The following is a 23,349-nucleotide window of genomic DNA, read 5'->3' on the forward strand; positions in this document are numbered from 1 at the left end:
GCAAGGTCGCAAAAGAAAAGCCGCCGGCGGTTATCCGCCGGCGGCTTCCGATTTTAAGGGAAGGTGAGTTCCGGTCGCGCCTCAGTCAATTCGGCCGGTGTGGATATTGACCCTCGCCAGGGCATCTCCCACTGCGTCGACGACATGGCTTACTTCCCGTGCTGTGATAACCAGCGGCGGTGTCAGCGCAATCGTTCCACCGTGAATGCCGACGATGACGCCATGTTTCGTGCGCAAGAACCGGTCGATGTCTTTCCTCAGGCTGGGGAAGCGTCCGAACAGGGGCTCACGGGTCGCCTTGTCGGACACCAGTTCGACGCCGACCATCAGGCCGCGGCCGCGCACGTCGCCGACAACTGGCAGGTTGATCAGCTCGCCAAGCTCGTCGAGGAACTGCCGACCACGTTCTCTCGACGCTTCGAGCGGGTTCTCCCGCTCGATGATATCGATATTGGCCGAGGCGACTGCTGCCGCCACAAGGTGGCCCGCATAAGATCCGCCGCCACCGGCGCCGTCGAGGACATCGGCGACATTTGCGTCAAGCAACAGCGCTCCGAGTGGCATGTAGCCGCTGGCGATACCCTTGGCGAGAACGATGATATCGGGCGCCAGATTGTAGTCGAGCGAGCTGTACCAGGCGCCGGCGCGACCAAAACCGGTCACCACCTCGTCCGCGACAAACAGGATGCCGTGCGCCTTCAGCACCGAGACCATGCGTGGCCAATAGTCGTCTGGGGCGGGGATCATCCCCGCCGGTCCCATCACCAGTTCGCCGAACATGGCCGCGATGTTCTTGGCGCCCACCCGCGCAATCGTCTCTTCAAGTTCGCGCACGCAGAAATCGGTCAGGTTCTCGCCGCCGAAAAGCTCGGTGTGATACGGCCATGGCGGCGTCAGCGTGATTGCATTGTCGGGAACATCACCGATTCCCGGCCGCCCTCCTGCAAGCTCGGCCCCGCCATAGGTGCGGCCGTGGAACGAGCCGCGCAGCACCAGCACCTTGGTTCGTTGCGGCTGGCCGCGCCGGTGATGATAGAGCCGCACAAGCTGCAACGCCTCGTCGTCGGCTTCCGAGCCGCTGCTCATCAGACGGACTTTCGCGATGTTCCTGGGCGCGCGCTCGACAAGCCTTTCGCAGAATTCGATCGTCGGAGTGTTGGCGAAATCGGCCATGATGGTGAAATGGGCGAGCGTCGACATCTGCTCGGCTGCCACTTTCGCCAATTCCTCTCGTCCGTGTCCGACTTGCGTCAGCCACGCACCGGCGTGGGCATCGATATATTCCCGCCCTTCCGCATCCCAAAGCGTCGATCCCTTGCCCCGAACCAGAACCAGGCGTTCGGGATCTTGTGGATTGCCATGCGGATGTTGGACGACGCGGGCGTCTCGCTTTGCCCAATCCGTCGCGGCGCCGTTCGTGGAGGTCATGTCTGCTTCCTGAGATAGTGAAAACCGCGCTGTTGGCCGGTCGACAGGCATGCTGCCGCGCTTGCCACGACCGGCGGGTCAAACGGTGGTGAAGAGTTTGGAGATGATGCTCCAATGGCCGTCTTCTTCGACAAGGTGCATGAAGTCGTTGAAGTTCAGGCCCGCCAGCCCGGACATGATGACAGTGGCACTGGCGACCGAGCCTTTGACGATCAGGCTCTCGATGCGAGCCTCGTAGCCCTCATTGGACACGCCTTGCGAGGCCATCCTGTCGATGTCGGCCAGATAGAGTTCCGGTGTCCCCGCAATCGGCTTATCGACCAGAATGCCGGTCATGATCGCCTTGGGATGGAAACATTTGACCAGCTTGGTGCAGTCCAGGTCCCGCGATCCGTCGACATAGGCCTGCAATACGGCGCTCGGGGAAGTGTTTTGCACGGTTGCTCCAATCATGTTGGCGATGGCCATCGCAGGGCATCGACGGGTGTCGTGTTCCCTTGAGCGAGAGCCCGGATTGAGCCGGCATCATGCCGTTGCCGTTCACACTGCGCATCGACATGCCGTCGGCCTCGGGGCCGATCTCTCCGCCTCAATGGACTGTCTGTGATCGAACAATATGTCCGGTTCTTTGGAGACAAAAGCCGTGACGGCTTATACATATTGTTCTACCAAAGCGAACGATGGCTGATCTGCGCAACATCAATCTCAACCGCCTCTCGATTTTCGTTGCGGTGATCGAGGCAGGGTCTCTGTCGGAGGCGGCAAGGCGCACCGGTTTGGCCAAATCCGTGATCAGCACGCATCTGTCGCGGCTCGAGGCCGAAGTCGGCGCGGCGCTCTTGCTGCGCAATCCCCGCAATCTGGGATTGACCGTCGCCGGGCGGCAATTCTTCGAAGCTTGTACGGCGATACTGCGCCAGGTGGACGATGCGGTCGCCGCTCTTGATCGCGAAAACCTCGACATTCGCGGGCTGCTGCGCGTGACGACTTCAGTGGATTTCGGGGCAACCGTCGTGACGCCGGTGCTGGTTTCGTTGGTCAACCAGTTTCCCGGTTTGAAGGTTGATCTGATCGCCTCGGATCGGGTCCTCGATCTTGTTGGCGAAGGCATCGATGTCGCCATCCGCCTGGGCTGGCCGCGCGACAGCAGCTATACCGCGACATTGCTTGGCTCCTTCGCGCAATGGCTGGTCGCACCACCGTCCTGGTCCGATCGCCTCGCCCGCATCCAGAGGCCGCAAAACCTGATGGACTGGCCGTTCGTCGAACTGTCCATTCTCGAACGCGCGGAAAACTGGTCCTTCACCGATCCCGACGGGAAGGTTCAAAAAATCCGGTTCGATCATCGCCTGTCGGCATCGACGACAAGCGCCGTACGCGCCGCTGTCATGGCGGGCGGTGGCCTTGCCGTTCTCCCGGACTACCAGGTTGCCGAAGACGTCACCGCGGGACGCTTGTTGCGGGTTCTACCCGAATGGGCGCTGCCCGATGGCGGCATCTATGCGGTCTTTCCGCAGAAGCGTCACAGATCCCGCAAGGTGGATCTGTTTCTAGATGTGATGAGAAGTAAGATTCGGTATCTGAATAACGAAAACTAGGTCCATGCGGGTTTTCTTGAGTGCCGAATTTTACGCCGAACCGCGCATGATCAGCTTGGCTTCCAGCCGCTTGATCTCCGGTTTGGCGGCCTGCGTTTCCGGGCCGCCGGCAATGCGCGTGAACAGCATGTCGACGCCAGTTGCGGCGATGCCCTGATAATCCTGCGCCACCGTCGTCAGCGGCGGGCAAGTGAAGCGGCTTAACGGGTGGTCGTCATGGCCGGCAACGCGCAACTCGCAGCCGTCATCCCGTCCCACCGGCAGCTTGCGCTCGAAGGCAGCGGCTATCACCCCGAAGGCAAGGCGGTCATTGGCGCAGAGTACGGTCCGGGTCGGAAAGCTGCCGCCGTCCAGGATGCGGCCAGCTTCGCGGTAGCCGAGTTCCTCGAACTCCCAGCCCTTGGCCGAGGTCGGCAATACGATGGGCTCGAAACCGAGCCGCTCCATGGTGGCGATATAGGCCGCGCGGCGCTCCAGCGCGTTCTGGTTGACCGCCGGCATTTCGAGGAAGCAAGGGTGCTCGCCGGTGCGGCACAGATATTCGGTGATCATGCCGATGCTTTGCCGGTTATCCGTGCCCACGAAGGACTGGTCGGTGTTGACCCGATTGTCGAGGAAGATGATCGGCATTGTGCTGACGAGGCTGGCCAGCAAAGTGGCGTCGGTCTCGAACCCCAGCGGCGCCATCAGCACCCCCGCAATGTTCAGCGACATCAAGGTGCGCATCGCGCGGGCTTCTAGCTTGCGTTCGCCATGCGAGGAAAGAACGATCGCCCAATAGCCCTCGGCGAGGCAGCGCATTTCGATCTGGCGGACGACCTCGGCATAGAAGGGGTCGGAGATGTGGGGCACGATCACGCCGATATTCTTCGGCTGCTTGCGGTTGAGGCTGACCGCGAAGATGTTGGGCCGGTAGTCATAGTCCTTGAGCGCTTTTTCGATGCGCGCCCGGGTGGACGGTTTCACGTTGTCGGGGTTGTCGAAATATTTCGAGACCGTCGGACGCGACAGGCCGGTTGCCGCCGCGAACTCCTCCATGGTCCGGATCTTTTGCTCGTTCATGCTCGGCTTCCTGGCCTGCGGGCACGCCGCGAACGGGATAAATCGATTTGTTTCCATGCGTAAATTTATTTTTTGACCGAGGCAAGCCGCCGCAGGTCCGAAAACGATGCTCTCCTGTTAGAGACGCCGCGATAGATGCTGTAGTTCAAGGATTATTCGACTGAGTCAGATTTTATCACGTGTAAAAAAATAAATTGACACGTAGGAGATAATGCGGCATCTGAATGGCGGCTCGGTTTCCGGGCTGAAGTTCCTGCCCCGGAGGTAGCGGCCGACGATGGTCCGCAAGGGCGGGAGACGCTTCGTTCGCGTTCTAATCATCAACCGGCTGGCCGGCGCCGGCCCATGGAGGAACTCATGTTTCGCAAAACGCTTGGCCGCATTCTTCTGTCGGGCGCGGCCCTTGCCATGATGGCGGGCGTCGCTTCGGCCGAAGGCATCGGCGCATCACTGCTGACCCAGCAGCATCCCTTCTACATTTCGCTCGCTGACGCGATGAAGAAGGAGGCCGAGGCCGAGAAGGTGCCGCTCGAAATCGCCATCGCCAACCAGGATCTCTCCAAGCAACTCGCCGATGTCGAGGACTTCATCACCAAGGGTGTGAGCGTCATCATCATCTCGCCGGTGGATTCGAAGGGCGTGAAGGCCGCCATTGCCAAGGCCGAAAAGGCCGGCATCAAGGTCATCACCGTCGACATCCCGGCGAACGGCGTCGACGTCACCTCCTTCGTCGGCACCGACAATTTCGCCGGCGGCGAAAAGGCGGCCGAGCTGATGGCCAAGTCGATCGGCGGCAAGGGCAACGTCGCGGTCATCGATTATCCGACGGTGCAGTCGGTGGTCGACCGCGTCGAAGGCTTCAAGAAGGGCCTGGAAAAGCATCCGGACGTCAAGATCGTCGCGATCCAGCCGGGCATCACCCGCCCCGAGGCGCTGGCCGCCGCGCAGAACATCCTGCAGGCCAATCCCGACATCGTCGGCATCTTCGGCTTCGGCGACGACGCGGCACTTGCCGCCGCCGCTGCGGTCAAGGCCGCCAAGCTCGACGCCCAGGTCAAGGTGATCGGCTTCGACGGCATGGAAGAAGCCCGCAACGCGGTCAAGAACGACCCGGTGATGGTGGGCGTCATCGCCCAGTATCCGGGCGAGATGGGCAAGGTTGCGGTGGAGACCGCGGCCAAGGTCATCAAGGGCGAGACAGTCGCGGCCAAGCAGCCGATCGTTCCGGGCGTCGTCACCAAGGACGGCGAGACCAAGTAAGCCCAACTGGGGACGGCGGCGGGAACCGCCGCTGTCCTTTCTCCTGGCGCCCGCCCGGCCGGGCGCCGACACTCACGCATGCCCCGCACAAAGGAAGCGTTTCGCGCGCCGCGCCGTCGGCGGGCGAGCCGTCTGGTTATCGAGGAGCGATCCGTGACAGCCACCAGCCAAACCACTCATCCCGATGCCCCGCAGGCCGCGGGCGACGTGGTGCTCGAAATCCGCGACATCGCGAAGTCGTTCGGGCCGGTGGTGGCGCTCAAGCGCATGAACCTCACCGTGCGGCGTGGGCGCGTTCACACGCTGCTGGGGGAAAACGGCGCCGGCAAGTCCACTTTGATGAAGATCCTCGCCGGCGTCTTCACGCCGACGGCGGGCAACATCGTGCTGAAGGGCAGCGCCTACACGCCGCGCAATCCGCGCGACGCCCGCGCGCACGGCATTTCCATCGTGTTCCAGGAACTCAGCCTCTGCCGCAACCTGTCGGTGGCCGAGAACATCTTCGCCAGCCATGAGCCCAGCCGTTTCGGCTTCATCCGCGACCGCGAACTCAATGCCGCCGCCGAGCGCCTGATCCGTGAACTAGGCCTGCCGGTCGACGTGCGCGCCAAGGTCGGTGATCTGTCGATCGCCCAGCGCCAGCTGGTCGAGATCGCCAAGGGCCTCAGCCTGCCGGCCGACGTGATCATCCTCGACGAGCCGACATCGTCGCTGTCCGACAGCGAGGCCGAAATCCTGTTCACCATCGTCGAGCGGCTTAAGGGCCAGGGCAAGGCGGTGATCTACATCTCTCATCGCATGGAAGAGATCATGCGGCTCTCCGACGACATCACCGTCATGCGCGACGGCGAATACGTCACCACCACCGAGAAGAGTGAGACCAGCATCGACAAGCTGATCACGCTGATGGTCGGCCGCGCGATGAACGACATCTACCCGCCGCGCGAGGCGCCGCGTCCGTCGCCCAATACGCCGCCGGTTCTGGCGACGAAGCAACTCACCCTTGCCGGCAAGTTTCGCGACGTCTCGATCGACGTGAAGCCGGGCGAGGTCGTCGGCCTGTTCGGCCTCGTCGGGTCGGGCCGCTCCGACGTGATGAAGGCGCTGTTCGGCATGTATGCGCCGCACGGCGAAATCCTGCTCGACGGCAGGCCGGTCGCGTTCGCCTCGTCGGCGCAGGCCATTCGCGCCGGCATCGCCTTCGTCACCGAGAATCGCAAGGAAGAAGGCCTGGTGCTACCCCACAGCGTGGAGCGCAACATCAACATGGTCGCGCTCGGCCAGCTTTCCGCACCGCTCGGCCTGATGCGCGGCGCGGCGGAGCGCAAGGCGGCCCGGGCCGAGGTGAAGCGCCTGGCCATCAAGACCGCCTCGATCGACACCAGGGCCGGTTCGCTGAGCGGCGGCAACCAGCAGAAGATCGTGCTGGCCAAGTGGCTCCGGATCAAGCCGCGCGTGCTGATCCTGGACGAGCCGACCCGCGGCGTCGACGTCGGCGCCAAGTTCGAGATCTACTGCATCATCCGCGAACTCGCCGCCAACGGCACCGCGATCCTGATGGTCTCCTCCGAGCTTCCGGAGGTTCTGGGCCTCAGCGACCGCGTGGTGGTGATGCACGACAAGTCCATCGCCGCCGTGTTGGAAGCCGACGGCCTCACACCCGAAACCGTCATGACCCATGCAGCGGGGATAAACGCATGAGCAACGTGCAGGACATCCAGAAGAAGGCCGCAGACACCGAGGTTCGCGGCTCGTTCCTGGCCTCGCCGACGGTGCGCCAATATAGCGGCATCATCATTTCGCTGGCCGTGCTGTGCGTCGTGTTCTCGGTGATGAGCCCGCGCTTCCTGGCCTTGAACAACTTCATGAACATCATGCAGCAGGTGGCGGTCATCGCGGTCGCCGCCTACGGCATGACCTATGTCATCCTGCTCGGCGACATCGACCTGTCGATCGGCTCCATCATCGCCGTCTCCGGCATGGTGGCGGCGCAGGCCTTCGCCATGGGTTTCGGTTTCGTCCCGGTCGTGGCGCTGACGCTGGCGGCGGGCGCGCTCATGGGCGCGCTCAACGGCACGCTGTCGGCGAAGCTGATGTTGCCATCCTTCATCGTGACGGTGGCGACGATGGGCATCTATCGCGGCGCGGTCAGCCTGCCTACCAACGGCGCGCCGGCGATGATCGAGAACGAGACCTGGCTCGCCATCGGCGCCGAAAGCTGGCTTGGCATCCCGATCATCATCTGGATCATGGCCGTGCTGTTCGTGGTCAACCACATCGTCCTGTCCAAGACGATCTTCGGGCGGCAGGTCTATCTCACCGGCGGCAACCGGGAGGCGGCGGTCTATTCGGGCATCCGCGTGGACCGGATCAAGATCATTGTCTTCACCATCTCCGGCATGATGGCCGCGATCAGCGGCATGCTTTTGTCCTCGCGCCTGTCGTCGGCACAGACCAATGCCGGCATGGGATACGAACTCGACGCCATCGCGGCCGTGGTTCTCGGCGGCACCTCGCTCGCCGGTGGTGTCGGCACCATCGTCGGCACCATCCTCGGCGCGCTCATCATCGGCGTCATCAACAACGGCATGAACATGCTGTCGGTGCCCTATTTCTACCAGCTCATCGTCAAGGGCGTCGTCATCCTCGTCGCCGTCTGGCTCGACGTGCGCAGCAAATCCGCCCGGGCCTGACCGGCAAGCAATCCTCGGTAAGCAATCATGAAAAAGATCATCACCATCGGCGAGATCGTCGTCGAGATCATGGCCGTTGAGCCGGGGCACGGTTTCACCACCGCCATTCCGCTTGTCGGTCCCTTCGCGTCTGGTGCGCCGGCGATCTTCATCGACCAAGTGGCGAAGCTCGGCCAGCCCTGCGGCATCGTCAGCGCCGTCGGCAATGACGATTTCGGCGTGCTCAATGTCGAACGCCTCGCCCGGGACGGCGCCGATGTGTCCGCCATCGGCGTCCATCCCACTGCGGCCACCGGCAGCGCCTTCGTGCGCTACCGGCCGGACGGCAACCGCGATTTCATCTACAACATCCGGCATAGCGCTTGCAGCGCTATCGGCTTGACGCCCGAGGCGGAGAAGCTGATCGACGGCGCTAACCACCTGCACATCATGGGCTCGGCGCTGTTCTTCGACGGCATCGTGTCGGCCATCTTCGAAGCGACGTCGCGCATCAAGGCCAAGGGCGGCACCGTCTCCTTCGATCCCAACATCCGCAAGGAGATGCTGGAGCTGCCCGGCATGCGCGCAGCACTCTCCCACGCTCTGGAAAACACCGACCTGTTCATGCCGAGCGGCGCGGAGATCTTTCTTTTCACCGAAGCGATGGAAGAAAAACTGGCCGTCGCAGAGCTGCTCGCGCGTGGCATCAAGGTCGTGGTCATCAAGCGCGGGGCGGACGGCGCCAGCTATTTCGATGCCGCCGGCGAGGTTTTCGTCCCTGCGTTCGAGGTGGACGAAATCGATCCGACCGGCGCGGGCGACAGTTTTGGCGCAGCCTTCGTCACCTGCTGGCTGCGCGGGATGGAATCTCGCAAGGCGCTGACCATCGCCAATGCCACCGGTGCACGCGCCGTGGGTGTGAAGGGGCCGATGGAGGGCACCTCCACCATGGCCGAGATCGAAACATTCTTGCACAATCAGGGAGGTGCGGCATGAGCGCCACCAGCACACTCGCCGATCTTCCCGCCCGCTATGCGGCTGGCGAACGGCGAGGCATCTCCTCCATTTGTTCGGCCCACCCATTGGTGATCGAGGCCGCCTTCCTCGAAAGCCTCTCGGTCGAAAAGGACGTCCTGATCGAGGCCACCTGCAACCAAGTGAACCAGGAGGGTGGCTATACCGGCATGACGCCTGCCGAGTTTCGCCGCTTCGTGGAAGAGATCGCCGTCCGTGTCGGCTTCAATACGCGCCGCCTCATCCTTGGCGGCGACCATCTCGGCCCCAATCCGTGGAAGCACCTGCCGGCGGAAGACGCGATGCAGCGCTCCGAGGCGATGATGGATGCCTTCGTGCGCGCCGGCTTCACGAAGATCCACCTCGACACCTCGATGGGCTGTGCCGGAGAGCCGGTGGCGCTGTCGGATGCCGAGACCGCCGCGCGTGCCGCGCGCCTTGCGCTGGTTGCCGAGCGTGCGGCGGCAGAATCAGGCTACGATCTGCCCGTCTATATCATTGGCACGGAAGTGCCGATCCCCGGCGGCGCCATGGAGGCGCTCGATCATCTGGAACTGACAACGCCGGCTGCTGCCCTCGAAACCGTGGAGGTCCATCGCAAGGCATTCGGCGCACTCGGTCTCGAGGATGCCTTCGCCCGCGCCATCGGCGCCGTGGTGCAGCCGGGCGTGGAGTTCGGCAATGAGAACGTCGTGGTCTACGACCGTGCCGCCGCCCGCGATCTCAGCGGCGTCCTGCGCCAAATGCCGCAATTCGTCTTCGAGGCGCATTCGACTGACTATCAGCCGGTGTCGGCTTTACGGGCGCTCGTGGAAGACGGCTTTGCCATCCTGAAGGTTGGCCCGGGCCTCACCTTCGCGCTGCGCGAAGCGCTCTACGGCCTCGACCAGATCGCCGCCTTCCTTGATGGCGGACCCGAGACCATTCGCCCTGGCATGGAGGCACTGCTGCTCGCCGAGCCCAAGAATTGGGAGAAGTATTATCACGGCGCGGCTGCCGACCTTCGCCTCCAGCGCCACTTCTCCTACAGCGACCGCATCCGATATTACTGGCCACATCCGCAGGCAACTGCCCTCGTCGATGCGCTGTTCAAGCGGCTCGAAGGTCGCATCCTGCCTGAAACGCTGATCAGCCAGTATCTCGGCGCGCTCTACCCGGCCGTCGCGGCCGGCAAGGTGGAAGCAGCGGCGCGGGCGCTGGTGCTGGAGGCAATACGCAGCGTCATACGAAGCTACAACGACGCAACCGGGTGATCGAGCGCTTGGAGCGACAAAATAAAATGACGTCGAAAAACCTCAAGTAGAAGAGGCTGCATGAAATTATGCCACACTGACGTGTTTAGGGCGTATCGATCAAGCTAGGCACCCAGGGGCATTGCAACGCGATCTCACATCGTCGACGTCAATGCCCAAATCCCAACTCGATGATGCCCGAACCACAACCCGCAAAACCCTGTTGACCTTCCAATCATTGGAACCCGTACCGTCGCCGCAAATCATCAAGCGGTGTCGCCGGAAACGGCGCTCGCTGAAGCGGCGAGGCGGTGCAATTGGTTCTGAAATCGAGAACGTTTCTGTTTGTGGCGGTGGCGTTGAGCGGCGGCGCTTTGCTTGCCTATCTCAATGGTGTGCCGACCTATATTGGCCGGGCATCCGCGTCAGGTGAAGCAAGTGAGGCCGCATCTGTTCCCCCGCCGCCTCAAGTTCCCGTGGCCGAGGTCGTCACGCGCGTTATGGCGACGTCGTCGGAGTTTACCGGCGTGGTGGAGGCGGCCAAGATGGTTGAGCTGAGGTCGCGCATTGGCGGCACGATCGAGACCGTCGACGTACCGGAAGGGGGGCTTGTCGAACGTGGGCAGCTGCTTTTCCAGATTGATCCCAGGCCGTTCGAGGTCGCGCTCCAGAATGCTGAAGCGCAATTGCAGCGGGCCGAGATCCTCTTGTCCCAGGCTGAGACCGACCTCGATCGCTCGCAGCGGCTGGCTCCAAGCGGTGCCATCTCCAGGAAGACTTACGACGATGCCTTGTCCAGGAAACGGGAGCGGCAGGCGCAGGTACTGGAGGCGACGGCCGCGGTCGCCGCAGCCCGGCTCGATCTTTCGTATTCGCGCGTCACCGCGCCGATCGACGGGCGCGTCGATCGGGTGCTGGTGACGGAAGGCAATCTCGTCACCGGCGCGTCAGGGGCGTCCGCGACGCTGCTCACCACGATCGTTTCAGTCGATCCCGTGCAGGTCTATTTCGATATCGACGAGCCGACCTATCTGGATTTCCTCAGCCAGGCACGACCCGAAACAGTCGATCAAAAGGGCGGCTCGCTTCCGGTCAGCGTTGGCCTTGCGACCGAGAACGGCCATCCGCATTCCGGCAGACTGGATTTTGTAGGCAACCGCATCGATCGCGCCACCGGCACGATCCGCGCCCGCGCGGTGCTCGCCAATCCCGACGGCCGACTCATTCCCGGCCTGTTTGCGCGGGTGAAGCTTGCCACCAGCACTCCGCGCGAGACCGTCCTGATCGATGATCAGGCAATCGGCACCGACCAGGGGCGTCGCTACGTGCTCGTGCTCGGTGCTGGCGACAAGGTCGAATACCGGCCTGTCGAGCTTGGTCCGATGAACGAGGGACTGCGTGTCGTTGCAAGCGGTCTCGGGCCCAAGGAAACGATCATCATCAAGGGTCTGGTTAGACCTGGCATGCAGGTGACCCCGAACCGGATCGCGATGGCGCCGAGTCAACGCTCCGCCGAGGGCGTAATCAGCGGTGAAACACAGGAGGCGCGTCAATGAACCTGCCTCGCTTTTTCATCGACCGCCCGATCTTCGCCGTCGTCCTTTCGGCACTGATGCTGATTGCCGGCGTGATCACGCTGTTCCGGCTTCCCTTGAGCGAATACCCGGCCGTCACCCCGCCAACGGTGCAGGTGACGGCGAGCTATCCCGGCGCCAGCCCTGAAGTCATTGCCGAAACCGTGGCCGCCCCGCTCGAACAGTCGATCAACGGTGTCGAAGGCATGCTCTATATGAGCTCGCAGGCGGCGACCGACGGCAGGATGACGCTGACGGTGACCTTCGCCCAGGGCACCGATCCGGACATGGCGCAGATCCAGGTGCAGAACCGCGTCTCGCGCGCGCTGCCGCGTCTGCCCGAGGAGGTTCAGCGCATCGGTGTCGTGACGCAGAAGACGTCGCCCGACATTCTCATGGTGGTTCACCTCGTCTCGCCCGACAAACGCTACGATCCGCTCTATATCTCCAACTTTGCCACGCTTCAGGTTCGAGACACGATCGCGCGTCTGCCTGGGGTCGGCGATGCCATCGTATGGGGCGCGGGCGAATATGCCATGCGCATCTGGCTGGACCCAGCCAAGGTTGCCGCGCGTGGTCTGACAGCAAGCGATGTCATCGCGGCCATTCGCGAGCAGAACGTCCAGGTGGCCGCTGGTTCGGTTGGCCAGCAGCCGTCGCAGGCGGCAAGCTATCAGGTCACCGTCAGCACGCTTGGGCGGCTATCCAGCGAAGAACAGTTCGGCGACATCATCATCAAGACAGGTGAAGACGGGCAGACCGTGCGCCTGCGCGATGTCGCGCGCATTGGGCTAGGCGCCGATGCTTATGCGCTGCGCAGCCTGCTTGACGGCGAGCCGGCCGTCGCAATGCAGATCATTCAGCGTCCCGGGGCAAACGCGCTCGATGTTTCAAGCGCGGTTCGCGCCGAGATGGAGCAGTTGAAGCGCAACTTCCCGGAGGGCCTCGAATACCGGATCGCTTATGATCCAACCGTGTTCGTGCGGGCGTCCCTGGCGGCGGTGGTGCAGACGCTGGTCGAAGCGATCATTCTGGTGGTGATCGTCGTTGTCCTGTTCCTGCAAACCTGGCGCGCCTCCGTCATCCCGCTCGTCGCCGTTCCGATATCGCTCATCGGCACGCTCGCGGTGATGTATCTGCTGGGCTTCTCGCTCAACACCTTGTCCCTGTTCGGCCTGGTGTTGTCGATCGGCATCGTGGTCGACGATGCCATCGTGGTCGTCGAGAACGTCGAACGACATATCGGGCTTGGTGAAACGCCGAAAGAAGCGGCTCGCAAGGCGATGGATGAGGTGACCGCGCCGATCATCGCGATCACATCGGTTCTTGCCGCGGTCTTCATCCCTTCGGCATTCCTGTCCGGCCTGCAAGGCGAATTCTATCGCCAGTTCGCGGTTACCATCGCCATCTCGACGGTTCTGTCGGCGATCAACTCCCTGACCCTGTCGCCGGCGCTGGCTGGTCTGCTCTTGAAATCGCACCACGCCGGGCATGGCCGCGATTGGCTGACCCGCGGCATCGACTTCGCGTTCGGCTGGTTCTTCCGCCTGTTCAATCGTTTCTTCGACAGCGCGTCGAATGCCTATGTCGGCGCGGCGCGGCGCGCGGTTCGCGTCAGCGGCGTTGTCTTGGTGGTCTATGCGGGGTTGCTGGGGGCAACCTGGATGGGGTTCCAGAGCATCCCGACGGGTTTCGTACCCGCGCAGGACAAATATTATCTTGTCGGTATCGCGCAGTTGCCATCCGGTGCCTCGCTCGACCGGACCGAAGCCGTCGTCAAGGAGATGTCCAGGATCGCACTGGCTGAGCCCGGCGTTGAAAGCGTGGTGGCCTTCCCCGGTTTGTCGGTCAACGGTTTCGTCAACCTGCCAAACGCCGCCGTCATCTTCGCCATGCTCGATCCGTTCGAACAGCGCAAGGATCCCGCACTTGGCGCCAATGCCATCGCCGGGCGATTGATGGGCAAATACAGTCAGATTCCGGATGGCTTCGTCGGCATATTCCCGCCGCCGCCGGTGCCGGGGCTTGGCACGACCGGTGGGTTCAAACTTCAGATCGAGGATCGCTCAGGGGCGGGCCTTGAAGCCCTTGCCAAGGCGCAGGGCGAGATCATGGCGAGGGCCATGCAGGCACCGGAGCTTGCCGGCATGATGGCGAGTTTCCAGGTGAACGCGCCGCAGGTCCAGGTCGATCTCGACCGCGTGAAAGCCAAGGCTCAGGGCGTTCCGCTGACGGCGGTCTTCGACACGTTGCAGGTCAATCTGGGGTCCCTGTACGCCAACGACTTCAATCGTTTCGGGCGTACCTACCGCGTCATCGTTCAGGCCGACGAGCCGTTCCGCGCTCAGGTCGACGACATAGCGCGCCTCAAGGTTCGCAATGCGGCGGGCGAGATGCTGCCGCTCGCAGCCCTTGCAACCATCGCTACCAGTTCGGGGCCGGATCGAGTGATGCATTACAACGGCTATCCGTCGGTCGACATCACCGGAGGTCCGGCTCCGGGGTATTCGTCGGGGCAGGCTACGGCGGCGATCGAACGTATTCTGAACGAAACGCTGCCGGCTGGCATGGCCTTTGAGTGGACCGACCTGACCTATCAGGAGAAATTAGCCGGCAACACGGCAATGATCGTGTTCCCCCTGGCGGTGCTGTTGGCGTTCCTGATCCTGGCCGCTCAGTATAACAGCTGGTCTCTGCCTTTCGCGGTGCTGCTCATCGCGCCGTTGGCGCTGCTCTCCGCCATCGCCGGGGTCTGGTTTTCCAGCGGTGACAACAACATCTTCACCCAGATTGCTTTCGTCGTGCTGGTGGGTCTCGCGGCCAAGAACGCCATCTTGATTGTGGAGTTTGCCCACGAAGAGGAAAAGAAGGGCAGGGATCCGCTCGCGGCGGTACTCGAAGCCGCGCGCCTGCGTCTGAGGCCGATCCTGATGACATCGCTTGCCTTCATCGCGGGCGTGGTGCCCCTCGTCATTGCGACAGGCGCGGGCGCCGAGATGCGTCATGCCATGGGCATCGCGGTGTTCGCCGGCATGCTTGGCGTCACGCTTTTCGGATTGATCCTGACGCCGGTCTTTTATGTCGTGATCCGTCGGATCGTTCTGAGGCGGGAGGCTCGCACCACGGGACGGCCGGTGCCATCTCCTTAGCCGGCGGCCATTCGGCAAGCGCTGGCTCGTGGTGATGGATCGGGAAACGGCCGGAGCCACCGGTTCGATCAGTCGCGAACCGGTGGTTGGTGGTCAAGGTAGATGGAATCGAACCCGGCCATTTCAGCAAGCCGCTTTCTGTCCAGGATGGTGATGACACCATCCTTGAACACAAGCAGTTTTGCTTCGCGCAACTGGCGAAGAACACGGTTGAGGTGAATGGCGGTGACGCCCAGCGCGTCGGCGAGGATACTCTGGGATAACGGGCAGGCATAGCTGTCGGCCTCGCCGTGACCGACCAGGCTCAACCTCGACCCGAGCTCCAGCAGGAAGTGAGCCGTACGTGCCAGAGCATCGCGCTTGCCGATATTGACCAGGTGCTCCACCACCACGGCCTGGTCGCATGAGGCAACCCACAACAGGGCCACGGCCAGACGCGGGGTAACGCGAAACATGTCCCAGATCTTTTCCGTACCGATCTTGGCCAGTTCGACGTCGGTCAGCGTGGTAAAGCCCTGGTCCGAGGTCCGCAACAGCAAGCTGCGCAGCCCGATGAAGTCGCCGGGAATCTGGATGTCGATGATCTGCCGCCCGCCGTCCCGCATTTGCTTGTGGGAGCAAGCCCATCCGTTGCGCAGGATGTACGCGGCGTGATGGTGCTCCCCTTCCTGGATGAGGTCTCTACCCGGCTTGAGGGTGATGGCGGTTTCCTGCAGCGCCTCAAGCATCGTTTTTTCCCGCGGCCCAAGCGTGAGAAAGGCGCCAAGCTTGAGAGTGATGGCGTCCATTAGTTTGGAAGGGTTAGATGCTGTGACCAAACAGGTTACCGTTGTTGTTCTGGTTCCAACTTCCGCTAGCGGGTTAATCGGTTTTCAGATCAGATCTGGAACAGTTGCGGACTCTCGCGGTTGTCGGAAATATTTTCAATTGCACTTTACGCCATTGCTTTGCCGGTTCTGTCATTGAGCCTGAAAGGCGTTCATGTCGGTCGAGGAAACATAATAACGTTTCTGCCATCATGTGCGGAATGCCTGCAGCCAACAAGATCGGCCCGTTCGGTGCTCAGCGGCGGCTTCGAGTTTATCGCGGCGGTCTTCATGATACCAACATACTTCTCCATCGACGCGCACCGAAATCTTGCATTCATATCGACATGTTATGATGGTTGATATCCATTGATCTAGTCTTCCAAAACGGTCTAGCCTTCATATGTGCTTGAGATTGCTTTGGCGTATGATTGTGTAAATTCTCGCACGATTGATCATATGGATTAGTATATTTAATTTTAGAAGATATGCGTTGTGGTAAAATTCATAGAGCTATGGGAGTAGCGGCCGCGACGTGGTGAACAATCGGTTAATCCAAATTAATTACGCCGAATGGGTTTCGTGCAAATATTCAGCGTTCGCGCTGCCGACGGGGAGTTGATGGGGGTTGCATCAGCCACCACGAAAGCTCTGAAAAGCGGTAGCGGGCATGTTCCGACATCGTGCCGGATATCCCTAAAGGAGTTCAGAGCCATGAGTCTGACAGTTGAAAATAGCAGTAGTCTTGATCCAGTGCATTTCCACCCGGAGCGGTCAACAATTGCTGGCGAGAATGCCATTGCGCTACCGCATCCGACCATACGCGCCGTGGCAATGATCGACACCCGCATGCTCGGCCGGGAATGTTTTGCCCAGAGTATTGCCGCGCAGAATACTGGGCTGGAAGTTCGGGCTTTCGCCTCGATAGAGGAGTGGAAGTCGAAGCGCAGTCTTCATCCGAACATATCGGCCATTCTCTTCAATATAGGTGGCCGGAAAATGAGTGAATCCTCGGTCGCCGAGGAACTTCGCGGGCTGACCACCGAATTCCAGGATACGCCGGTCATCGTCATGGCGGATTCTGATGAATTGCCGCAAATCCTGAAGGCCTTGGAATGCGGCGCACGCGGCTACATCCCATCGTCGGTAAACATTGGCATATGCGTCGAGGCCATTAGCCTTGCGCTCGCCGGCGGTGTCTTTGTGCCGGCAAGCAGCGTGCTTGCGATGCGCAAGGCACTCGAAGCGGGCGGCGAAACCATTCACCCGATGGCGGGCATGTTCACTCTACGCCAGACAGAGGTCGCCGAGGCCTTGAGGCGTGGAAAGGCAAACAAGATCATCGCTTACGAGCTTCATCTGCGCGAGAGCACGGTGAAGGTGCATATTCGAAATATCATGAAGAAGTTGAGAGCCACCAACCGAACGGAAGTGGCCTTCAAGATCAACGATATGTTCCCGGACGATTTCAGCGCCAGGCATCTGGAGGCCTATTCTCACAAATAGGTCCGCTTCATCGCCGGCTGGGGGTGTCAGCATGATCTTGCATCGGTCAGAGGCCTGTTCCTCGGACCAGCACCCCAGCCGTCCGCAGGATGATCCGCATGTCCGTACTGAATGACATGGTGTGAAAATAGCGCGTGTCATAAGTCGCGCGCTCCGCGAACGGGCATCCGTTGCGGTCGCTGATTTGCCAGGGGCCGGTCAGGCCCGGGCGCAGAAAGAAATAGGCGGTGCCGGGATAATATGGCTGCTGTTCAGGGCACATCGGGCGTGGGCCGACAAGGCTCATGTCGCCGAGCAGCACGTTGAGCAACTGCGGCAGCTCGTCGATCGAGTATTTGCGCAGATAGCGGCCGAGTCTGGTGATCCTGGGGTCGTTTCTGAGCTTCTGATTGGCGTCCCATTCGGCTCGCGCAGCGGGATTTTCGCAAAGATATTGCTCCAGAACAGCCTCCGCGTTCGGTATCATCGAGCGCAGCTTCCAGAGCTTGAACGTCTTGCCGTTTCTGCCGACGCGGTCCTGGCAATAGAATGCCTTCTCGCCGTCCCGGCGCACGAAAAATGCGAGCGTGCCTATCACAGGCAGCACCAGTGGTGCGGCCGCCAGTACGGCGACGCAATCGAACATGCGCTTTGCACGGAAATAGACTTTCCTCGGCCATAAGCCCTGACCGGCAGGGATCATGTCGAGCGGAAGGCCAAGCGGATACGCTCTGGGCGGATCGTCCAGCATTCATGACACCGTGATTTTTGACAAAGGGAGCGGCTGCAAGCAGTCGCGCAGTAAATTATGCTCGGCGGGTGTGAATGTTCCGCCGTTTCACATATATATTGTAACTATTATGGTCTTGTATTCTGATATTTGTTTCAATATTCAATTGTATCTAGATACGTATAGCTTCTATCTATCCATGAATTTAAAGTATTGATCTAGTTCGGTTCGAAAAATAGAAAATGGCAACGGTAAGTAGTATTTCTGATATCGGACGCGCTGTCTTGTTGGATGAAATCGGTATCGCCCAATCCCGACGCGTCGAGTGCGGTCATCCGAAGATACGCTGCGTACGCCCCGGCAGGCTGCGGCAATCTTGAAACTGATGATAGCGATGAGCTTTCGGTGGAGATGGGAGGCGGTGCGCCGCCCTCGACCGCATCTTTGATGCTGCTGGGCTACGCCAGTTGGAGTGTCCCCTACGACTTTTCCCTATTCCATGACCCGACCACGACTGCGGTATTGTTGTGGAATGCCAGGCTGAGCATGCGCCGGGCGCGGTAGAGGCGAACCCGGGTCAGACAAGCAAACGCCAGGCACCGCTCTCGCAACCCGGCGACACGGTTCGATCGGAGGATCGAAACAAGGCCGATCGGCGGGGAGGCTGCGACCAGCGTGCTTTCCGCGAGCCATGAAAGGACACGCGCGGGATGACGACCGACCTTTCCGAATTCATGCGAAATGTGCCTGTCCCACCGACGTTTCAATTCCGCGAAGGACTTGCAGGAAGGCGTGAGCACCTTGGCTTCCGGCAGATAAGCGATGCGCAATCCGCGGCCGCTGGCGCGCTGGCCCCATTCGGTGTCTTCCATCGTCGCAATGCCGCCGAACGGCCCCACAGCGCGAAATACATCGGCCCGCACCGCCATGTTGCCGGTAGCGGCAAATCCATACCGTTCGACATAGAGTTTGGCGCGATAGCTGAAGACGCATTCATAGGCTTCGATGGCTGTCAACCGCTCAGGGCGCGTGGGCAAGATTCCGATATCCCCGCCGAGGAAGGCGATGTCGGGTTGGCTGTCCATGAATGCAACGATCGACTGGACCCATCCTGGTGCCGCGACACAGTCGGCGTCGATGAAGGCGAGCAGATCCGCATTCGCTACCGCTGCGCCGCGGTTCCGGGCCGGGCCCGGACCGGGAATGGATTCTCTTTCGAGCCTAACCCCCGGAACCGCCGCGCAAGCGGCGCGCGGCGGTATCCGCGACCCGTTGTCGACCACAATGATCTCGAACGGAATGTTCGGATTCCTCTGTGCGTTCAATGCCGCCAGGCAGCGTTGCAAACTGTCAGGTTCGTTCAGGTGAGGAATGACAATGCTCAGGCGAGGATGCGAAGACATATGCTCTCCTGTCGATTGCCGATAAGTAAGGCACGTATAAATTGTAAAGTCAATAATTAATATTGGATATATTTACAGTTTTAAAGAAAAACATTAAAGTAAGCAATCGTATTTATAAGAAAAGAAGTTAGATATGGCAAAGATATTACTAGATGAAATCGAAGAAAGCTCGAGGTTTATTGACGCGCAGATATGCGTGATCGGTGCCGGCATTGGCGGACTCCTGTTTGCACGCCGGCTCGCCCAAGGCGGGCGGAAGGTCGTTGTCGTCGAGAGCGGCATCGAAGGCTTTGATGACGAAATCCATCGCCTGAACGAAATCGAGGACCCGGCTACGCGCTATACGCGGGCCTTGACCGGGCGCTATCGCGGTCTTGGCGGCTCCTCAACCCGTTGGGGCGGGCGGATGATCCCGATCAGCGCGCACGAAAGCAGTGCACGCCCCTATATTTCGCAATCCCGATGGCCGTTGCAGCTCGGCGAGCTCGAGGCATATCATCATGAGATCGAGAGCCTGTTTGGTACGGGACATGATTCCTACGAGCATATTTCGGGCGACCGGCCGGACGTAGCCATGTTTCCCGCTTTCGACACGACCTTGACGCCGCGCTGGGCGAAGTGTCCGACCTTCAAGCAATGTAACATCGCAACGGTGCTAGCCGACGACCTGAGAAACCTGCCGGGAGTGGAAATCTGGCTGGGCGCGACCGTCTGCGATTTCGAGCTGGATAGGGCCGCGGGGTGCTTGAGTGCCATCACTGCTCGAAGCCTGGGTGGTAAGACACTTACGGTTCGCGCGAACGATTTCGTCATCGCCGCCGGCACCATCGAAACGACGCGGCTGCTTTTGCTGCTGGATCGGATTTCGGAAGGACATGCCTTCCGCCGTTGCCGGGTGCTCGGCCGCTATTTCCAGGATCATCTCAAGGCGGAAGTCGCCACGATCGGCCGCGGTGATCCGTCGGCCACCAACCGGCTTTTCGGCTACCGCTTCGTCAATTCCGTGCGCCGAGACCTGCATCTGGAACTGTCGAAATCAGCACAGCATGACGATGCGGTCGCCAGTGCCTTTGCCTATGTCGCCATGGACATCGCCGAAAGCCCACTGGCCGACATCAAGCGTCTGGCGCAGGGATTGCAGCGGGGGCGCGTCGATCCCGGCGACATATGGCGCGTGTCCAGGAACCTCGGCCTTGTATCGCGTGCCGCCTGGTGGCGCATCATGCGCAACCAGCTCTACATTCCCGCTTCCGTTGACTTGCGGCTGCTGGTCTGTGTCGAGCAATTGCCGCACCGGGCCAACCGCATCAGCCTTGCCGAGAAGCGCGACCGCTTCGGCATGCCCAAGGCGCTGTTCGAATGGGGACCAACGGAAACGGAAGAGCAAACTTTCCAATCCTGTGTCGCGCGCATCGGCGCGTACTGGACCCAGGCCGGTTTCGACCGGATATGCCCGTTGACCTGGTTGGTGGCGCGAGGAGAGGGAGCGGCGCAAATCATCGACCGGGCCGAAGCGTGCGCGCATCCGTCCGGCTCGACCAGAATGGGTACGGTGGTTGAGGATTCTGTTGTCGACCCTGATTTGTGGTGTCACGAAGTGCCCAATGTGGCCGCGCTCAGCGCGTCGGTGTTTCCGACGGCGGGCAGCGCCAACCCGACCTTCACGATCATGAAACTGGCTCTGTGGCTGGGCGATTCCTATCTGCGCAGGCTCAGCTCGCAAGTCGCCGGCGTCGTCGCAAAGAGGCCGTCGATGCGAACCGTTCCGATCTGATCGGGCGCGATGTGGGGCAGTCGAGTCCGTAGTAGCGGACCGGGCCGCGGCCACAGTCTAAGGAGGAGAAGGGACCAATGGCGTTGTTCAGTTTCGGGGTTCGAAACCACGTACGCGATCGCGAAAACGACGCCGCGCTTTTGCGCCAGCTGGTGGACACACTGAAAGTCGTTGGCACGAAGATCGACCGCGAGCGCAAGGGTCTGCAGGTACGATATCGACAGGCGGCGGAGCGCGCTGCCTTTTCGATGCAGGCGCTTGAAAATGAAGGTGGCAAGGCCATTTCCGGCAAGGTCGACGACCTGACCAATGCGATGACGCAAGCCATGCAGCGGATATTGTTCCTGCAGGATGAAATAGCCTTCATCGAAGGTCTTCGCGTGGAAACCATACAGTTCGCGCGCACCCACAACATCGAAATCTCCTCGCGCTCAGGCCGAGATGGCGAGACCAGAGGTCCCGTCGAAGGCGACCGTAATGCGTAGGGGGGATGCGCCCCGCAAAAAGGATGAACGCCAGCAACGCCACACACCGGCGGGACAGCACCTATAGGCTGTCTATCGCCGGGCCTGCCGGTCCTCGAATATGGCCGGATACACATCGGGCCGAGCGACCTCGCGATGGACGACCTGGACATCCGTTTTTATCTCTCCATTCTCCTCAGGCGGTTGCCTTACCTGGTGGGGATTGTTGCCGCCTTTACGATCGGCGGCATCGTCTTGGCATTGCTGTTGCCGCCGCTCTATCGCGCCAGTGCCAAGATACTCGTCGAGGCCCCGCAAATTCCCGCCGAGATGGCGCGCACGACAGTACCGATCAGCGCTGCCGACCAGTTCGCGCTCATCGAGCAGGAAATCGTCACGCAGGATAATCTCGTTGCGCTCGCCCAGCGTCAGAACGTTTACCCCAACAAGGGTGAAGGGCTCACAGGGCTCGAAATGGCCGACGACATGCGCGACCGCATCCATTTTGAGCCGGTCGAGCTGAGCACGACCAGGGATCCTCAGAACACGACAGTCTTCAGCATTTCCTTCGACGCGAAGGATCCCGATCTCGCGGCAAAGGTCGCCAACGATCTGGTCGAGACGATGCTGAGCAAGAACCTCAGCATGCGCACCGGACGGGCCAGCGACACCATGCAGTTCTTCGATCAGGAAAACAAAAGGCTGGGCGTCGAGTTGACCCGCATCGAGGCTGACATCCTCAAGTTCAAGAACGCCAACAAGGATGCATTGCCCGACAGCCTCGATTTCAGGCGCAGCCAGCAGGGTGCGCAGCAGGAAAGGCTCGCGCAGCTGGAGCGTGACGAGGCGGCGCTGCACAGCCGGCGCGACAATCTCGTCTCGCTGTTCGCCAACACCGGCCGTGTTGCCAGCGCGGGTCCCCTCAGCCCCGAAGAACAGATGCTGCAGGACATGAACAGGGCTCTGGCCGATCAGCTCACCGTCTTCGCGGAAAACAGTCCCAACGTCGTTGCGCTGCGCGCCCGCATCGCAGCGGTGCAAAAGAGCCTGAAAGACGCTCAGGCTGCCAATGCCGCTGGCGGCAAGGCCGGGCCGACCGAACTGGATGTCCAGCTGTCGGACATCGACGAGCGGCTGCGTTTCATCACCCAGGAAAAGGCTTCGATCACCAAAAACCTCGCGGATCTGGCGAAGTCCATCGCGGCGACGCCGGCCAACGAGACGACGCTGAACTCGCTCAACCGCAACCGCGCCAATATCCAGGAACAGTATAATACCGCCACCGCGATGCTGGCGCAGGCCTCGACCGGCGAGCAGATCGAAATCCGTTCCAAGGGCGGACGCCTGTCGATGATCGAGCCGGCCGTCGTGCCGGAGAAAGCCTTCCAACCGAACCGTCGCCGCATCGCGGGCGTCGGGCTGGCTGCGGGCATCGGCGCCGGTCTCGGTCTAGTCGTCCTGCTCGAATTGCTGAACAAGACCATCCGCCGGCCGAACGAGCTGGCCGAGTTGCTGCAAACCCAGCCGCTGGCGACGATCGCCTACATCCCCCGCGACAATGAAGGGCCGAGCGAGATCTGGAACCAGCTTCCGGGCTTCACACAGATGATGCGCCTGGCCGGATTGATCCAGACGTCGGCCTCTTCATGGCTGCGCCGAACCGGCTTGGGCAACCCATTCACGCGGCGGGCGGTGTGA

At 61.3% G+C, this 23,349-nt stretch carries 19 protein-coding genes; 12 read left to right on the top strand and 7 right to left on the bottom strand.

Going from position 1 to position 23,349, the window contains the following annotated elements; all coding sequences use genetic code 11:
- Positions 1–81: 81 nt before the first annotated feature.
- Both QFZ88_RS19240 and QFZ88_RS19245 read right to left on the bottom strand, forming a co-directional pair.
- Positions 82–1,428, bottom strand: coding sequence for an aspartate aminotransferase family protein (locus tag QFZ88_RS19240; RefSeq protein ID WP_024924939.1), 1,347 nt, complete (start codon positions 1,426–1,428; stop codon positions 82–84).
- 78 nt (positions 1,429–1,506) lie between these two features.
- Positions 1,507–1,866: a nuclear transport factor 2 family protein gene (locus QFZ88_RS19245; protein ID WP_161773098.1), complete on the bottom strand. Its 360-nt coding sequence runs from the start codon at positions 1,864–1,866 to the stop codon at positions 1,507–1,509.
- A 242-nt stretch (positions 1,867–2,108) separates the two neighbouring features.
- On the opposite strand from QFZ88_RS19245, the gene QFZ88_RS19250 reads away from it, so the two are divergent.
- Entirely contained in the window at positions 2,109–3,026 is a 918-nt protein-coding gene (locus tag QFZ88_RS19250; RefSeq protein WP_024924937.1) for a LysR family transcriptional regulator, read from the top strand.
- A 30-nt stretch (positions 3,027–3,056) separates the two neighbouring features.
- Here QFZ88_RS19250 and QFZ88_RS19255 read toward each other — a convergent pair whose 3' ends face one another.
- Positions 3,057–4,088, bottom strand: a complete 1,032-nt coding sequence (locus QFZ88_RS19255; protein ID WP_024924936.1) for a LacI family DNA-binding transcriptional regulator — start codon at positions 4,086–4,088, stop codon at positions 3,057–3,059.
- 357 nt (positions 4,089–4,445) lie between these two features.
- On the opposite strand from QFZ88_RS19255, the gene QFZ88_RS19260 reads away from it, so the two are divergent.
- The 7 genes from QFZ88_RS19260 (at position 4,446) to QFZ88_RS19290 (ending at position 14,989) form a co-directional block, all read left to right on the top strand.
- Entirely contained in the window at positions 4,446–5,348 is a 903-nt protein-coding gene (locus QFZ88_RS19260; RefSeq protein ID WP_024924935.1) for a substrate-binding domain-containing protein, read from the top strand.
- Between the two features lie 78 nt (positions 5,349–5,426).
- A complete protein-coding gene (locus QFZ88_RS19265) occupies positions 5,427–7,049 on the top strand; it encodes a sugar ABC transporter ATP-binding protein (protein ID WP_081766912.1) in 1,623 nt (540 codons plus the stop codon).
- A complete protein-coding gene (locus QFZ88_RS19270; RefSeq protein ID WP_024924933.1) occupies positions 7,046–8,041 on the top strand; it encodes an ABC transporter permease in 996 nt (331 codons plus the stop codon). Before QFZ88_RS19265 ends, QFZ88_RS19270 begins: the two co-directional genes overlap by 4 nt.
- A gap of 27 nt (positions 8,042–8,068) precedes the next feature.
- Positions 8,069–9,016 (top strand): tagatose kinase, encoded by a 948-nt coding sequence (locus QFZ88_RS19275; protein ID WP_024924932.1) that lies wholly within the window; start codon positions 8,069–8,071, stop codon positions 9,014–9,016.
- Positions 9,013–10,287: a D-tagatose-bisphosphate aldolase, class II, non-catalytic subunit gene (locus QFZ88_RS19280; protein ID WP_024924931.1), complete on the top strand. Its 1,275-nt coding sequence runs from the start codon at positions 9,013–9,015 to the stop codon at positions 10,285–10,287. Before QFZ88_RS19275 ends, QFZ88_RS19280 begins: the two co-directional genes overlap by 4 nt.
- A 296-nt stretch (positions 10,288–10,583) precedes the next feature.
- Entirely contained in the window at positions 10,584–11,822 is a 1,239-nt protein-coding gene (locus QFZ88_RS19285) for an efflux RND transporter periplasmic adaptor subunit (RefSeq protein ID WP_024924930.1), read from the top strand.
- Positions 11,819–14,989 (top strand): efflux RND transporter permease subunit, encoded by a 3,171-nt coding sequence (locus QFZ88_RS19290; RefSeq protein ID WP_024924929.1) that lies wholly within the window; start codon positions 11,819–11,821, stop codon positions 14,987–14,989. Before QFZ88_RS19285 ends, QFZ88_RS19290 begins: the two co-directional genes overlap by 4 nt.
- 68 nt (positions 14,990–15,057) lie before the next feature.
- On the opposite strand, the gene QFZ88_RS19295 is transcribed toward QFZ88_RS19290, so the two are convergent.
- Positions 15,058–15,717, bottom strand: coding sequence for a Crp/Fnr family transcriptional regulator (locus QFZ88_RS19295; protein ID WP_204367415.1), 660 nt, complete (start codon positions 15,715–15,717; stop codon positions 15,058–15,060).
- A 792-nt stretch (positions 15,718–16,509) separates the two neighbouring features.
- Between QFZ88_RS19295 and QFZ88_RS19300 the strand changes: the two genes are divergently transcribed.
- Entirely contained in the window at positions 16,510–17,301 is a 792-nt protein-coding gene (locus QFZ88_RS19300; RefSeq protein WP_081766920.1) for a response regulator transcription factor, read from the top strand.
- A 46-nt stretch (positions 17,302–17,347) separates the two neighbouring features.
- Here QFZ88_RS19300 and QFZ88_RS19305 read toward each other — a convergent pair whose 3' ends face one another.
- From QFZ88_RS19305 to QFZ88_RS19315, 3 genes are all read right to left on the bottom strand, one after another.
- A complete protein-coding gene (locus QFZ88_RS19305; protein WP_024924926.1) occupies positions 17,348–18,031 on the bottom strand; it encodes a sugar transferase in 684 nt (227 codons plus the stop codon).
- Between the two features lie 458 nt (positions 18,032–18,489).
- Entirely contained in the window at positions 18,490–19,413 is a 924-nt protein-coding gene (locus tag QFZ88_RS19310; protein WP_036254123.1) for a glycosyltransferase, read from the bottom strand.
- A 148-nt stretch (positions 19,414–19,561) separates the two neighbouring features.
- Positions 19,562–19,720: a hypothetical protein gene (locus tag QFZ88_RS19315; protein WP_161773097.1), complete on the bottom strand. Its 159-nt coding sequence runs from the start codon at positions 19,718–19,720 to the stop codon at positions 19,562–19,564.
- Positions 19,721–19,819: 99 nt separating this feature from the next.
- Between QFZ88_RS19315 and QFZ88_RS19320 the strand changes: the two genes are divergently transcribed.
- The 3 genes from QFZ88_RS19320 to QFZ88_RS19330 all read left to right on the top strand — a co-directional run bounded on the left by QFZ88_RS19320 (position 19,820) and on the right by QFZ88_RS19330 (position 23,349).
- On the top strand, positions 19,820–21,187 hold the full coding sequence (locus QFZ88_RS19320; RefSeq protein WP_036257083.1) for a GMC family oxidoreductase: 1,368 nt from the start codon (positions 19,820–19,822) through the stop codon (positions 21,185–21,187).
- 77 nt (positions 21,188–21,264) lie between these two features.
- Positions 21,265–21,672, top strand: coding sequence for a hypothetical protein (locus QFZ88_RS19325; RefSeq protein ID WP_024924923.1), 408 nt, complete (start codon positions 21,265–21,267; stop codon positions 21,670–21,672).
- Between the two features lie 135 nt (positions 21,673–21,807).
- Positions 21,808–23,349 (top strand): GumC family protein, encoded by a 1,542-nt coding sequence (locus QFZ88_RS19330; RefSeq protein WP_024924922.1) that lies wholly within the window; start codon positions 21,808–21,810, stop codon positions 23,347–23,349.

It is taken from the genome of Mesorhizobium sp. YL-MeA3-2017, assembly GCF_030814575.1.
Lineage (GTDB): Bacteria > Pseudomonadota > Alphaproteobacteria > Rhizobiales > Rhizobiaceae > Mesorhizobium > Mesorhizobium terrae.